The sequence below is a fragment of the Flavobacterium arundinis genome (genome assembly GCF_038289855.1).
Taxonomy (GTDB): domain Bacteria; phylum Bacteroidota; class Bacteroidia; order Flavobacteriales; family Flavobacteriaceae; genus Flavobacterium; species Flavobacterium arundinis.
This window is the reverse complement of sequence record NZ_JBBYHR010000005.1, coordinates 267,374-281,033: the sequence shown is the minus strand read 5'-3', so window position 1 is coordinate 281,033 and position 13,660 is coordinate 267,374. Positions and strand designations below refer to the sequence as shown.

At 44.1% G+C, this 13,660-nt stretch carries 17 protein-coding genes; 9 read left to right on the top strand and 8 right to left on the bottom strand.

From position 1 onward, the window contains the following. The first annotated feature begins 275 nt into the window (after positions 1-275). The gene (locus AAEO56_RS11355; protein WP_341697174.1) at positions 276-2,447 is read left to right on the top strand and encodes a TonB-dependent receptor; all 2,172 of its coding nucleotides are present in this window, start codon (positions 276-278) and stop codon (positions 2,445-2,447) included. A gap of 481 nt (positions 2,448-2,928) precedes the next feature. Here the strand turns inward: AAEO56_RS11355 and AAEO56_RS11350 are convergent, their stop codons facing one another. The 4 genes from AAEO56_RS11350 to AAEO56_RS11335 all read right to left on the bottom strand — a co-directional run bounded on the left by AAEO56_RS11350 (position 2,929) and on the right by AAEO56_RS11335 (position 5,452). After that, positions 2,929-3,543, bottom strand: a complete 615-nt coding sequence (locus AAEO56_RS11350; protein WP_341697173.1) for a hypothetical protein — start codon at positions 3,541-3,543, stop codon at positions 2,929-2,931. Positions 3,544-3,581: 38 nt separating this feature from the next. Beyond that, a complete protein-coding gene (locus AAEO56_RS11345; protein ID WP_341697172.1) occupies positions 3,582-4,118 on the bottom strand; it encodes a hypothetical protein in 537 nt (178 codons plus the stop codon). Positions 4,119-4,535: 417 nt separating this feature from the next. Continuing rightward, the gene (locus AAEO56_RS11340) at positions 4,536-5,021 is read right to left on the bottom strand and encodes an SRPBCC family protein (protein ID WP_341697171.1); all 486 of its coding nucleotides are present in this window, start codon (positions 5,019-5,021) and stop codon (positions 4,536-4,538) included. 2 nt (positions 5,022-5,023) lie between these two features. Continuing rightward, the gene (locus AAEO56_RS11335; protein ID WP_341697170.1) at positions 5,024-5,452 is read right to left on the bottom strand and encodes a Rieske (2Fe-2S) protein; all 429 of its coding nucleotides are present in this window, start codon (positions 5,450-5,452) and stop codon (positions 5,024-5,026) included. 161 nt (positions 5,453-5,613) lie between these two features. On the opposite strand from AAEO56_RS11335, the gene greA reads away from it, so the two are divergent. From greA to AAEO56_RS11320, 3 genes are all read left to right on the top strand, one after another. Next, positions 5,614-6,096: a transcription elongation factor GreA gene (greA, locus tag AAEO56_RS11330; protein WP_341697169.1), complete on the top strand. Its 483-nt coding sequence runs from the start codon at positions 5,614-5,616 to the stop codon at positions 6,094-6,096. Between the two features lie 9 nt (positions 6,097-6,105). Further along, complete coding sequence (locus AAEO56_RS11325) at positions 6,106-6,495, top strand: HIT family protein (protein WP_341697168.1); 390 nt, start codon at positions 6,106-6,108, stop codon at positions 6,493-6,495. A 106-nt stretch (positions 6,496-6,601) separates the two neighbouring features. Beyond that, on the top strand, positions 6,602-7,015 hold the full coding sequence (locus AAEO56_RS11320; RefSeq protein ID WP_341697167.1) for a hypothetical protein: 414 nt from the start codon (positions 6,602-6,604) through the stop codon (positions 7,013-7,015). 42 nt (positions 7,016-7,057) lie between these two features. Here AAEO56_RS11320 and AAEO56_RS11315 read toward each other — a convergent pair whose 3' ends face one another. Continuing rightward, a complete protein-coding gene (locus AAEO56_RS11315) occupies positions 7,058-8,218 on the bottom strand; it encodes a sensor histidine kinase (protein WP_341697166.1) in 1,161 nt (386 codons plus the stop codon). Positions 8,219-8,402: 184 nt separating this feature from the next. On the opposite strand from AAEO56_RS11315, the gene AAEO56_RS11310 reads away from it, so the two are divergent. Together AAEO56_RS11310 and AAEO56_RS11305 are read left to right on the top strand one after the other, a co-directional pair. After that, positions 8,403-9,287, top strand: coding sequence for a flavin reductase family protein (locus AAEO56_RS11310; protein WP_341697165.1), 885 nt, complete (start codon positions 8,403-8,405; stop codon positions 9,285-9,287). Positions 9,288-9,337: 50 nt separating this feature from the next. Continuing rightward, a complete protein-coding gene (locus AAEO56_RS11305; protein WP_341697164.1) occupies positions 9,338-9,739 on the top strand; it encodes a DUF3127 domain-containing protein in 402 nt (133 codons plus the stop codon). Between the two features lie 94 nt (positions 9,740-9,833). On the opposite strand, the gene AAEO56_RS11300 is transcribed toward AAEO56_RS11305, so the two are convergent. Next, positions 9,834-10,457 carry a hypothetical protein gene (locus AAEO56_RS11300; protein WP_341697163.1) on the bottom strand — a complete coding sequence of 208 codons (624 nt, stop codon included), beginning with the start codon at positions 10,455-10,457 and terminating at the stop codon, positions 9,834-9,836. Between the two features lie 314 nt (positions 10,458-10,771). On the opposite strand from AAEO56_RS11300, the gene aat reads away from it, so the two are divergent. Next, positions 10,772-11,407, top strand: a complete 636-nt coding sequence (gene aat / locus AAEO56_RS11295) for a leucyl/phenylalanyl-tRNA--protein transferase (RefSeq protein WP_341697162.1) — start codon at positions 10,772-10,774, stop codon at positions 11,405-11,407. Positions 11,408-11,531: 124 nt separating this feature from the next. On the opposite strand, the gene AAEO56_RS11290 is transcribed toward aat, so the two are convergent. Continuing rightward, complete coding sequence (locus AAEO56_RS11290; RefSeq protein WP_341697161.1) at positions 11,532-12,104, bottom strand: hypothetical protein; 573 nt, start codon at positions 12,102-12,104, stop codon at positions 11,532-11,534. 308 nt (positions 12,105-12,412) lie between these two features. On the opposite strand from AAEO56_RS11290, the gene AAEO56_RS11285 reads away from it, so the two are divergent. Both AAEO56_RS11285 and AAEO56_RS11280 read left to right on the top strand, forming a co-directional pair. Then, positions 12,413-12,784: a hypothetical protein gene (locus tag AAEO56_RS11285; protein ID WP_341697160.1), complete on the top strand. Its 372-nt coding sequence runs from the start codon at positions 12,413-12,415 to the stop codon at positions 12,782-12,784. A gap of 92 nt (positions 12,785-12,876) precedes the next feature. After that, positions 12,877-13,338, top strand: a complete 462-nt coding sequence (locus tag AAEO56_RS11280; protein ID WP_341697159.1) for a hypothetical protein — start codon at positions 12,877-12,879, stop codon at positions 13,336-13,338. Between the two features lie 55 nt (positions 13,339-13,393). Here AAEO56_RS11280 and rpmA read toward each other — a convergent pair whose 3' ends face one another. After that, positions 13,394-13,654, bottom strand: coding sequence for a 50S ribosomal protein L27 (rpmA, locus tag AAEO56_RS11275; RefSeq protein WP_341697158.1), 261 nt, complete (start codon positions 13,652-13,654; stop codon positions 13,394-13,396). Positions 13,655-13,660 lie beyond the last annotated feature (6 nt).

Below are 13,660 nucleotides of genomic sequence, written 5' to 3'. Positions count from 1 at the left end.
TTTTAGATATTAGACTGCAAGACTACCCGTAAAATCAGTTCTGTCCAAAAATCTAAAAATCGAATGATCTAATAATCTTTTTCCTTACATTTGCCCCGTCTCAAAGGGGTGCCCTAAATAATCGGGCTGAGATCATACCCAAAGAACCTGGGCGGGTAATGCCGCCAAGGGAAACAGGCAACATATTGCGGAGTGCACGCCGCAGCATAATGCCGGAACATTTATTAATTATAACAAAGAATAATTACCCCTTTTATTCGTAAAACATTTTACGGATGAAAATTTCTATTTTAAAAAGTTGCAAAGTTACAAAGTCGGAAAGTTGCAAAGTTGCACTGATCGCTGCTTTTTCAATCTGCTCATTTTCTGCTTTCGCGCAGCAGCCTGTTGCGCAGGACACCATTAAACCACAGGATTACAAACTTGACGAAGTACTCGTGCAGGCCGTACGCGCCGGAAGCAAAACACCGGTTACCTTCAGCAATGTTTCCAAAGAAGAACTTGCCCCGCGAAACCTCGGGCAGGACATCCCGGCGTTGCTCAATTACCTCCCTTCGGTCGTTACAACGTCCGATGCGGGCAATGGCATAGGCTACAGCGGTATCCGTGTGCGTGGCGCCGATGCTACAAGGGTAAACGTTACCATCAACGGTATACCGTACAACGATGCCGAATCGCAGGGGACCTTTTGGGTGAACATGCCCGACTTCGCTTCTTCGGCAGAGAATATCCAGTTACAGCGCGGTGTCGGAACGTCTACTAACGGTGCAGGTGCTTTTGGCGCAAGCCTTAACGTGCTTACCGATGCTTTTAAGCACGATGCCAGCGGTGAGATATCCAACTCGTTCGGCAGCTTTAATTCGCGCAAGCACACGGTTAAATTCAGCACCGGGCTTATGGGAAACCGTTTTGAGCTGGCAGGGCGTTTATCGAACATCGCATCCGACGGGTATATCGACCGTGCCTCATCAGACCTGAAGTCCTACTTTTTGCAGGGAACGTATGTTGGTACTACCACTTTGATAAAGGCATTGGTATTTGGCGGAAATGAAAAAACCTATCAGGCCTGGAACGGTATTGATGCCGCAACACTGGCGAGCGACAGGCAGTTCAATTACTCCGGTATGTATACTGATGCCGAGGGCAACACCCGTTTTTATGATAATGAGACCGACAACTACCAACAGGACCATTACCAGCTGCACTGGAACGAGCGCCTGAGCGATGTGTGGAGCACCAACCTGGCTTTCCATTATACTAAAGGAAAAGGCTATTACGAGAACTATAACGACAATGCTACCTATGCAGATTATGGGCTGGAGCCTGCGGTAGTGAATGGCGTGACCATAACCGAAGAAGACCTTATAACCCGCAAATGGCTGGACAACAATTTTTACGGCACCACTTTTTCTGCCAACTATAAAGGCAGCGCGCTCGATGTGGTTTTTGGCGGGGCATACAACAAGTATGAAGGCGACCATTTCGGCCAGGTGATATGGGCAAGGTACTCGCAGGGTACGCAGCCGGGCGATCATTATTATAACGATTATGCCGCAAAAACCGACCTGAACGTATTTGCCAAGGCCAATTACAGCATCACGCAAAAACTGAACCTTTTCGGCGACCTGCAATACCGCACAGTAAACTACAAGGCACAGGGTATTTTATCAGGCCCGGTAGATGATACGTTTAAATTCTTCAATCCGAAAGCAGGGCTTACCTATACCGTAAACACCAAGAACACCATCTACTTCTCGTATGCGCGCGGCAACAAGGAACCAAGGCGTGATGATTATGAGAACGGCAGCACCAAGTCGGAAAGCCTTAACGATTTTGAGTTGGGATGGCGCTTTAAAACAGGCAATACCAGTGTGAATATAAACACGTATTACATGCGTTACAAAGACCAGTTGGTGCTTACGGGTGCATTAAATGGTGTGGGCGCCCCTGTGTATGCTAATAGCGGCGACAGCTATAGGATGGGGTTTGAGGCCGATGCCACAATTGCGCTGACCGACAGGTTTACATTACGTCCGAATATTGCCATAAGCGATAACAAGAACATCGACTTTTTTAATGAGACGGATGGCGGTGTACAAAACCTTGGCAAGACCGAGATCGCTTTCTCACCGGGTGTTATCGGTGCCTGCCAGCTGATCTATCACCATAACAATTTCCAGACCATGCTGGCTACAAAATATGTGGGCGAGCAATTTATGGACAATATGGAATCGGATAATGCGAAACTGAAAGCTTATACCACTACCGACTTTAATATCAGCTATGAGTTTAAGCCGAAAGCGATATTTAAATCCATAATAGTAAACGGCCTTGTGAATAATATTTTCGATGAAAAATATGTATCCAATGGCTATATGTATGGCGATCCTTACTATTACCCTCAGGCAGGTATTAATTTCCTAGCCGGGGCTACACTTAAGTTTTAACCACAACTAAAAAAACTTACTATTATTAGAGCAGGGGCTTAACGCTCCTGCTTTTTTTTTGCTAATAGGACTCATACTTAAATCGTTTTCGAAGAACACAACTCTCTCTTAAGGCCTCACCCCAACCCCTCTCCAAAGGAGAGGGGCAGCTACACTCAGGTGTGCTTACTCTTATGGAGAATCGGGCTTTAGTAAGTAATGTTTTGCTCAAAGACCTCACCCTACCCTCTCCAAAGAGAAGGGCAGCTACACCCGGGCTGGCTTATTCTTATGGAGAATCGGACTTTAGTTAGCAATGTTTTGCTCAAAGACCTCACCCCAACCCCTCTCCGAAGGAGGGGGGCAGCTACACTAGGGCGTGCTTACTCTTATGTGATCGGCCATTTCACCATAGCACACTACACCAAAAAGAAAAGGCTCCCTTTCGGGAGCCTCAGCAAAAAACTAAATTGGTTGGTTTGTTATAAATGGCTTTTAAAGGTTATCCTTTGACTTTTGCTGATTTCTTAATTATCTCATACGCTTTTAGAGCAGCTTCTTCGGTATATACCTTGTTGTCATCCATGGTGCTGGAATTACCGTCTGACAGGCTGAAGAATGCACCACCGGCAGTTTTCAATGCATGGAAAAAGTGGGATTCCGGATTGTACTTAAAACCGTTTGCCTCAGGCTTCATGGTATAGGTGTACACAAATCCTGTTGGCTCGTCCTTTGGCAGCTTTATATCAACATATTGCTGCGTACGGCCTACTGTTAAATCCTTATTGCCTTTGATCAGTTCTTCCATGCTGCTTACAGCCTGCGCATATACGGTAATAACATAGTCATCGGCTATTTTTACATCTACCCCGCCGTTGCCATTTTTTTCAAGTACAGCGCCCTTTGGAAGCTTTACGATAATAGGTGTCAGGGATGATGTTCCGCTTAGGTCGGTCTCTACCCAGTCGGCCTCATTTACAACATAGACAGGGGTCTTCGCAGTTTCGGCTACAGCTGTTTCTTCAGTTCCTGCCGTGTCAGCGGCGGCTACCTCTTTGTCTTTGCAGGATTGCAGGACAAATGACAGCATTAGGGCCAGTACAATCATTTTTTTCATCAGATTTGGTTTGTTGATTTAATAATTTGCTAAGATGGTTAGGCCATATTGTTAACCTGGGCCGGTTTTTTACCGTTGCGCATTACGAAGGCAAAGAAGGCGGCAATTACTGCAGGTATAGTAACTACGATGGATAGTGTGCGGTTGCTCGCAGGGCCATATTCGGTGCTGATGTTTGGCGATATCACGATAGCTGCAAGACCGGCTATAACTGCTACGCCAAGAAGTATCACGGCAATTTTGTGGCCCGCCTTGAATAAGAATACTGCTGAAATAAGGCTCACAATTACAAGTACAGCCATAAGTACACCTATAAAGGTAAATGTCCCCGGCGAAGGTATGTCAAGCATTTTTTCAGCTTTGGCTATCTCCTCGTTCATAGCAGTAGCCTCATCCCCTGACATGGCTTTTACCTGCTCCTTCATAGTAGCTACATCTTTTTGGTATTGTTCAATTGTAGTTGCCATCTCTTTGGCATCCTTGGCATCTTCAAAATTCCTGTTTACAGTAAGTGCTCCCATTCCAACAGCTACAAGTACTGCGATAATTCCAAAAATTCTTAATACGATTCTCATAATTTGTTTTTTTTTAATTGGTTAACTATTTATTTGTCTAAAATACAATTATTATTATAAATCACTATTTTCTTACTAATAATTTACTAATAAGATAGTAATGCCTGCTTGCCGTAATGAATATCACTCCATTTTCACTGCTACAACTCAGGCCATTCTTGATACTGTTTTCATAATTTGTTTTTTACCTGGTTACTAAAATTTTGTTTTGTGTTTAATTCGAGGACAAAAATAGGGAGCAGAAAGGCATTATTTTTGGCAAATGAATATTCGTTCAGGATGTCTGAATATTTGGAATAAAACCATGAAAGTTTGTAAAAAACGATCGTAAGACTTGCGATATTTCCGGCAGGACACACAAAGAAATTATACAGGGTGTACAAGGCGTTGTGTGAAAAAATTTATGGATTTTATTGGCTAAACAGATGCCTGTAAGACTTTACAATATTTGTTTTCATCCTCAGCAAACTCTTTTATAATGCGGTTGCGTTCGGTGAGGAGGTTTCGCATGTACCTTTCAAGAAAGAGGGTGTCGGCTATGCGGCCAAAAATTCCGCATGGGCTTTGGTAGTCGAATATATCGGTCATTAAGGTGAGGCCGTTTTCTTCTGTAAAAATGTGCTCGTGACGAAATCCTCTAAAAGCCCCCTGTACCATTTCGTCAACGAAAAAACGAGGTGGGTCAAAGGCTGTTATTTTCGACGTTAGCTTTTGCCATAGGCCAAAATGCTTCGCCCTCCAGGTAACACTTTCGCCCATCCCAATAAGCCCGGACATTCTGCCGGCAATAGCCTGCTCGCCAGTATGTGCGGTTGATCTCTTGTGCAGGTCGATACTACGGGAAAGGTCGAAGGCAACCACAATGGGCGCAGCGATAACCGTTTCGAGTACGATACGCGGCATCGTTAGTTGTATACCCGTATCATATTCTGGCCTACAACCTGTACCCTGTAGGGCTTCAGCGGGTATTGCACCGCGGTACTGGCAAGCCCGGTGAACAGGCTGTAGGATACATTATCACAGTTGCATACCACATTTATGCCGTCCAGGGTAAGCCCTGAACACGAACTCAGCGCCTGGTTAGGGCAGCTGGCTTCGAAGGCAGTATAGCCGCTGCCGGTATTCATGACTATAATGCCATTGATGCCTATACCGGCCTGCGAGATGCGTACCGGGTTTGCGGTAAACTGCAGCGGTGTGTAAAGGGGCAGGTTGGTGTCAATATCTATAGAGAAGTTGTAATTAGGCAGGTACTTATTGTTATTGTTGTAAGTATCCTTATCGCATCCCGAAAGGAAAGCGATGGCGATGAACAGTAAAATATATTTTTTCATAGCGTAAAATTTTGTCGTAAGAATTATGAAACAAAGTTAATTTAATTAACTTTGGAGTATGCTATTGCACAATTAAAAATTGAATTAACATAAAAATACTATCTTTGTAAAAAGAATCCCGTCCTGATGGGATTTTTTCTATTTATATAAACGATGAAGTTATGAGTACAGTATCTTACTACACAGCAGAGGGACTAAAAAAATTGAGGGACGAGCTGGACCAGCTTAAAAGCATAGAGCGACCGAAAGCAAGCCAGGCTATAGCCGAGGCCAGGGATAAGGGCGACCTTTCTGAAAATGCCGAATATGATGCCGCCAAGGAAGCACAGGGCCTTCTTGAGCTTAAAATATCCAAAATGGAAGAGGTTGTATCTAATGCACGCCTTATAGACGAGTCGCAGCTTGACCTGACGAAAGCACTGGTACTTTCTACCGTAAAAATAAAAAACCAGGCCAACGGCATGGAAATGAAATATACCCTTGTTGCCGAAAGCGAAGCCGACCTTAAAACAGGAAAGATATCGGTAACATCGCCTATCGGGAGGGGATTGCTTGGCAAATCTGTAGGCGAGACCGCAGAGATACAGGTGCCTAACGGTACCCTGAAATTTGATGTGCTTGAAATATCAAGGGACGAACATTAATCTACCAGCATGAGCTCCATATTTACCAAAATAATAAACGGCGAAATCCCGGCTTATAAAATAGCTGAAGACGACAACTACCTTGCGTTCCTTGATGTGAACCCAAATGCGAAAGGCCATACGCTCTGTATACCTAAGCAGGAGATCGATAAGATATTCCACATGGATGAAGCGCTTTACCTGGGCCTGATGCAGTTTTCCCGCAAAGTGGCAAAGGCATTAGAGAAAACCGTGCCCTGCAAACGCATAGGTATGGCTGTAATAGGGCTGGAAGTACCGCACGCACATGTTCACCTTATCCCCCTTAACGAAATGGATGAGATGCGTTTCTCAAACAAAGTAAAAATGGAAAAGGAAGCATTTGAGGAGCTGGCAAAAGCCATAAGCGCAAATCTTTAAAATACGATCAGGCCGGAATATTTTCCGGCTTTTTTTATTATCATAACATTAACCAAAGATTGCCGGAATATTTTATATTATTGCATATAACCTAATACAAACCTCTATGAAAAAATTATTCGGATTGGCTATCGCAATGCTCTGCCTGGCCGGTTGTTCTAATGATGACAATGGCCCATCGGAGCCGGCGGTAAACCTGGACCACCTTAAGCAACGATGGTTTTACGTATCCTACAAGCTGGGCGGCCAGACTGTAGACTATACCGGGAATATGCCCTGCGGCAAAGATTACATCCAGTTCCTTGACGGCAATGGATTTAGGGATGTGGATTATTATGACTGCCAGGAAGACCCGGCCGTAGACAACGGGACTTATTCTGCTACTACCGAAACACTCACCACTACAGTTGACGGGACAACGGATACTTACACCCTTAAAAAACTGAACGCTACAAGCCTTGAAACAGAGGCGACACTGAACGGTGCAACGATAACGTATGTTTATACCAGCACGCCATAATACAACACAAAGGCCGGGAAAATTATCCCGGCCTTTTTTATTTTACATCCTTTTATAACTAGCCTGCATTGTAGTGCCCTTCCCTACCTCAGAGCTTAAAACTTTTATCTTGCCTTTGTGGTACTCTTCCACAATGCGTTTGGTAAGGGAGAGGCCAAGGCCCCATCCCCTTCTTTTGGTAGTAAAGCCAGGTTCAAATACCTTACTGAACTGGGATTTGGGTATCCCCTTCCCGGAATCCGACACTTTTATCTTTACGAATTTTTCACGCTCCTCTACAACCACATCCAACCTGCCCTTCCCTTTCATGGCATCTATGGCATTCTTAACCAAATTCTCTATGGTCCAGCTGTGCAGCTCGGGGTTGAGCATTACCATAACGGGGTGGTTTGGCGAACGGAAATTGAATTCTACCTGGCTGGAAGACCTTGCCCTGAGGTAATCGAATGCGTGTTCGGTCTCCGCCACAATATCCCTTTCTTCCAATAGGGGTTCCGACCCAATTTTAGAGAAGCGTTCGGCTATGGTCTGCAGGCGATTTACATCCTTTTCTATTTCTTCAATGGTCGTCTCATCTACATTATCAGCCTTCATAATCTCTATCCAGCCTAAAAGCGACGACAGCGGCGTGCCTATCTGGTGTGCCGTTTCCTTTGCCATACCGGCCCAAAGGCGGTTTTGCGAGCTCATTTTGGTCGCGCGGTAAAAGTTATAAACTACTGCGCCGAAAAGTACAATGATAAGGACGAGTGCTACCGGGTAATATTTCAATTGATTAAGCAGGGTAGAATTGCCATAATAAATATATTGTACATTATTAAGTGCACCGCGCATGGCGATCGGCGCATTTGCTTCTTTAAATTGTTCAAGCATTTGCCGTACCGCTGTTGTATCGTTCGCTATTTCGTCAGGGAGATTTTGATTTTTACTAATAACATCCTTTCCGTTCAGGTTCTCTACAAGTATCATGGGTATGGTCTCGTTGCTTCGCACGATCTTTGAAGGCAGTGATATGTCATCCGTTTCGGGATCGGCATTATTTATGGTTTGCATCGAGTCTGCCCAAAGCTCCATTTTTGCACGTTCTTCATGTTTAAAGGTCTGGAACATGAAATACGTATTCCAAACAATGAGGATGACTATAAGAAAAGAAGCTATAATTATGAACCAGCGGGTAAGGCTTCTTTTATCGGTAATTTGCATACAATTAAAATTTGAGGCTTAAAGATAGTAAGTAACTGCTTAAATTTTTAAAAAATAACTTTTTTAAGCACCTTTGGCGTGGGTAATTAACGCAATTTAACTGTTGATATTTTATGGGTTTTACCATAGTTAAAAATTCGGGGCATTGCCGCAAACGATTATCTTTGTAAAAACAACAAACCGGATGTTCAGTATTGACCCAAAAGAAATGCCCACGGCCAAATTCCAGGGCTATTTGCAGGGAGCAGTTGGCCCCAGGCCTATTGCCTTTGCAAGCACCTTAGACAGGAACGGCGTGCCCAACCTCTCGCCTTTCAGTTTTTTTAATGCCTTCAGTTCGAACCCGCCGATATTGGTGTTTTCACCGGCACGCAGGGTGCGCGATAATACAGTAAAGCACACACTCATTAATGCCGAACTGAACCGTGAAGTGGTGATCAATGTGGTGAACTATGACATCGTGCAGCAGGCATCACTGTCGAGCACGGAATATGCCGACGGCGTGAACGAGTTTGAGAAAGCCGGGCTTACCATGCTGCCATCAGATATTGTAAAGCCTTACCGCGTGAAAGAATCGCCGGTACAGTTTGAATGCAAAGTGCTCAATATCGTAAACCTTGGTACCGAAGGCGGTGCAGGCAACCTGATCATTTGCGAGGTGTTGAAAATGCACATTAATGAGGATATCATGACGCCCGGCCAGGGCGGGATCGACCAGTACAAGATCGACCTTGTGGCGCGTATGGGCGGCAACTGGTACAGCCGCGCCAATGCAGGCCTTTTTGAGGTTGAAAAACCGCTTACCACACTGGGTATAGGTGTAGATGCCATTCCGGATTATGTAATACATAGCGGTGTTTTCAATGGCAACGACCTTGGAAAATTAGGTAATGTAGAAACGTTGCCTACTGACGAAGAAGTTGCTATATTTGTAAAAGGCAGCTTTGAAACCAAAGCCGTACTGAGCGCTGACGATGAAGGGAAAAAGTTCAGGATGGCAAAGGAACTGCTCGACAATAACGAGGTAGCACAGGCGTGGAAAGTGCTGCTGGCAAAGAAAGATTTTTAATTATTTACTAACGATAGCTGCCCTTCGCGGCAGAAAATAACAGACAAATTATGGAAGTTTCAGGAAGAATCAAGATGATCGACGAGACCAAAGCCTTTGGCGCTAACGGTTTCAGGAAAAGGGAAATGGTGGTTACTACAGATGAGCAGTACCCGCAGCACATAATGATAGAGTTCACACAGGACAAATGCGACCTGCTGAACAACTACAAAGCAGGAGAGCCTGTAAAAGTTTCCATAAACCTAAGGGGACGCGAATGGGTGAACCCGCAGGGAGAGACAAAATACTTCAACTCGATCCAGGGATGGAGGATAGAAAAAGCACAAGCCGACGCACCACAGGGACAAGGCGGAGGCTACCAGGCACAACAGCCGCCGATGCCGACAGCAAACGATTCTTTCCAGCCGGCAAGCAACTATAAAGAAGAAGAGCACGACGATTTGCCTTTTTAATTTCAGATTTCAGATTGTAGATTTGAGATTGAGCTGCACTGAATACTGAATTACAGATACAAAAAATCCCGTGGTGTAAAGCTTCGGGATTTTGTTATTTATCCAGTACCACCCTCACATCAACCCGTATTGCGGCACATACCCATCTTCTTTCCCAGGGAGCAGTTTCGGAAGTTCGGGCGAGGGTCATGTACTTATCATGGCCGTTGCACAGGCAGTCGAAAAACAGATCGTCGATCACGGCCGGGCCGGATTCCTTTACGAGCCCAATAAATAACTTATGCTGGCTTTGCAGGTCGAGGCCCGCGATATTTATAGTTACTTTGCCTTTGGCCTTCTCATCCATGATAAGGGCTTTTTTGTCGTAAGCAATTCGTTGCCCGGGCTGCCCGTTGTCATCAACGGTGTAAATAAGTACGCCAAAGGTTGATTGCTCTTCCCGCTTTTTTGTCCCTTCAAAAACCCCGTTAAAATAAAACGATACCGATTCCAGCGAGCCCGCAGGAAGGTTTTCGACAAGGGTCAGGATCTCATCAGCATCCTTAAACGGCTCGGGCGAATAGCACGGCCCGGTGAGCTGCAGGGTTTTCATTTTATGCTTTTTCCCACTGGTCACTACAACCTCCTGCATCTGTATGGTGTCTTTTTCCATGTCGATAAAATTTTGGGCCGTAGCAGATGCTCCCCAAAAAAACAGGATAAAAAGGAAATATTTCATAGCAGGGATTCGTTTAGCAATTGTAAAGCGAAGGTAGAAAATCATTTTACTGCCACGGTTGTTTTAACTTTAATTTTCAATTGTTAAATTTGGACAATCTTAGTAACTGTCTAAATTTTAAAAAGACGAATATTTAACCACATAGGCACATAGCCTTATAAGGTGATTTTAGATCCTGTGAAGTGACACAAAGCATGAAGCTACGCTTCACTATGTGCGAATATGTCTCCTTCAATAGCAATAGAACATTATAAATCCTGTGTATCTATTTGGTTAATTAATAATTTAAGGGTTACTTACTATATAAATAACGAATGTATTTTCTGTCGCGCGAATTGTATTTCCCCCCTGTTGACGAGGCATCGCCGGAAGGCATCGTTGCCATTGGCGGCGACCTTTCGCCCGAGCGCCTGCTGCTGGCCTACCGCAGTGGTATCTTCCCGTGGTTTGAAGACGATGAGCCAATATTATGGTGGAGCCCTCCGGAGCGTATGGTGCTGCATTTTGACGAACTGAAAATCTCCAAAAGCATGCGGAACATACTAAACAGGAATATGTTCCGGGTAACTTTCAATACCGCGTTTGCTGATGTTATTGCTAACTGCCGCGACATAAAACGCGATGGCCAGCAGGGCACCTGGATAACCGATGCTATGACCGAAGCGTATTGCACGCTGCACGAGCTGGGTTTTGCCAAGTCAATGGAGGTATGGCATGGCGACGATCTTGTGGGCGGGCTTTATGGGATTGACATGGGGCATATCTTCTGCGGGGAGAGCATGTTCTCGAAAATGCCTAATGCAAGCAAGGTGGCCTTTATCGCGCTGGCGAAGAAACTACAACAGGAAAACTACAGGCTGCTGGACTGCCAGGTGCACAACGACCATCTGGAAAGCCTGGGTGCGCGGGAGATATTACGGGAGGATTTTTTGGAGGTGCTGAAGGGTTGATGGGTTGATGGGTTGATTTGTTTATTTAAAAGGGCGTGAAGCAATAGACTCTGTGGCAATCTGTAAAATACAAAAAGGGCTATCCTTTTGAGACAGCCCTTATTATTTTTATCGCAGAGGATAATTATTTTACTTTAGCAGAACTTTTTATGGCTTCATACATTTTTTCCGCGGCTTCCTTTGTGCCGCCAACTACGCCTGTAGCCTGGTTGTGGAATACATAACAGCCCTCACCTTTAGATTTCAGTACAAAGTAAAACCTGTATTGGGCATCAAAACCTTCTGTAGCAAGTTCTTCATAGATAAAACCGTCCGCATCTTCTTTTAGCATTTTTGTGCTTGCTCCGGTACTTTGAGCCTTAAATCTTTTTACAGCTTCAGCAGTGGTATTTTCAAAAGTAGAATTGATGTCTATCGCTGTATTCTCGTTAATGGTAACCGTAATATCTTCAGGGCTAATATCATTCGGGCCAATTTTTGCTGTTTTAGGCAGCTTTACCAGGATAGGGTACTCTTTCTTTGTAGCGCTAAGATCAGTCTCTACCCAGTCAGCTTCGTTAAAAACATAAGCTACAGCAGGGGTTTCTGTTTTAGTTTCAGCATCAGTTGTCTCAGCATTTGCATCTTCTGTTTTTGCTGTTTTGTTGCATGACACTACTACAAGAGCCACTAGCAACATTTGGTACACTTTTTTCATTTCAGATCGTTTAAATTGGTTAATAAAATTTGGTTGATACTACAATTAGACTTGCAGCGTGGGCGAAATTAAGAAAACGATTATGAAAAACAATATTTCCGTGATTTTTTTCCAAGGCAAACGCATCATAAAAAAAGCCACGAATTACACTAATTCCTGAAATTGGTAAATCTTACATGTCTCTTAAAATTGCGGAAAGAGAATTTGTTTGAAAGGATTGTGCCGCAATAAATCTGTGGTTATCTGTAAAAACAGCCTCATCAGTGTTGCTTTTTTAAGCCAAAAATAAAATTGGTATCTTTACCCCTGTGAAGATCAGATTTAAAAATACCATAGTAATAGCCATCGCAATCCTGTATTGCTTCGCGATTGGCATGGCCGGTAATGGTTTTTCGGAATCGGGGGCGCTTCAGGTAAAATCATCGGTTACTGAAACGGAAAATATTTCAAAAATAACAGCCGAATTATCGCACCATATCGTTCAGCCTGCCCTAGCGAAGATTTTTGCAAAAGCCTGGCAACCCAAATTCCTAAAGCTTTCTTTCAGCGGGCTGGCCGAATTTCCCCAAATGGCAGAACGCCTGTTGCGCCAATCATTTTCGCAATATGTAAAAAGATCGCAAAACCTGCTCTTTTTTACAAACGTTGATATCATTTACCCCTTCCATTCTTTCTGGTAAATCCTTTTTTTCTATAGTGCCTGCGGGCAAATTTGAATAACGGGTCTGCAAACGGCAGTTCCCCGATTACTATTATTTATAAAAACAGAAAAATGGATTTATCGACAACAATTATAGGGGTTGCCATACTGGTACTCTGCCTTGTGCCTTTAGCGCTGGCAAACAATAAAAAAAAGAAAAAGCAACAACAACTCTTACAGGCATTAATGGGCCTTGCCGAATCGCACTACTGCAAAATTACGCAATACGACCTGTGGCAAAATACGGCTATCGGGATTGATGAAAACGCTGGCTGTATTTTCTTCGTAAAAAAGAGCGATGGTGCAAACTCACTGGAAAAAGTACACCTTGCAGCTATCAGGGAGGCCTATAGTAAAGGAGATCCGGATCCTGCAGCAGCCGAGAAACTGGAGCTGGTGCTGGTACATGCCGGAGCAAAAGAGCTCGATGTGGTACTGGAATTTTATAATCCTGAAGTAGCTATGCAAATAAATGACGAATGGATTTTGATAAAAAAATGGCAGGACATAATACAGCAGGCTATCAGGAAATAGTTTATGCAAAAAACCCACTCGGCTGAGTGGGTTTTTTTATACTAAGAGAAAATTCTTAAGCTTCGAATGGAACTATAGAAACGAAAGACTTGTTGTCGCCTTTCTTCTGGAATTTCACTACGCCGTCAACTCTTGCGTGAAGCGTATGGTCTTTGCCCATATACACGTTCTCGCCCGGGTTGTGCTTAGAACCTCTTTGCCTTACGATTATGTTTCCGGCAATAGCAGCCTGGCCGCCATATATCTTAACGCCTAGACGTTTCGACTCTGATTCCCTACCATTCTTGGAACTACCGACACCTTTCTTGTGAGCCATGATGTT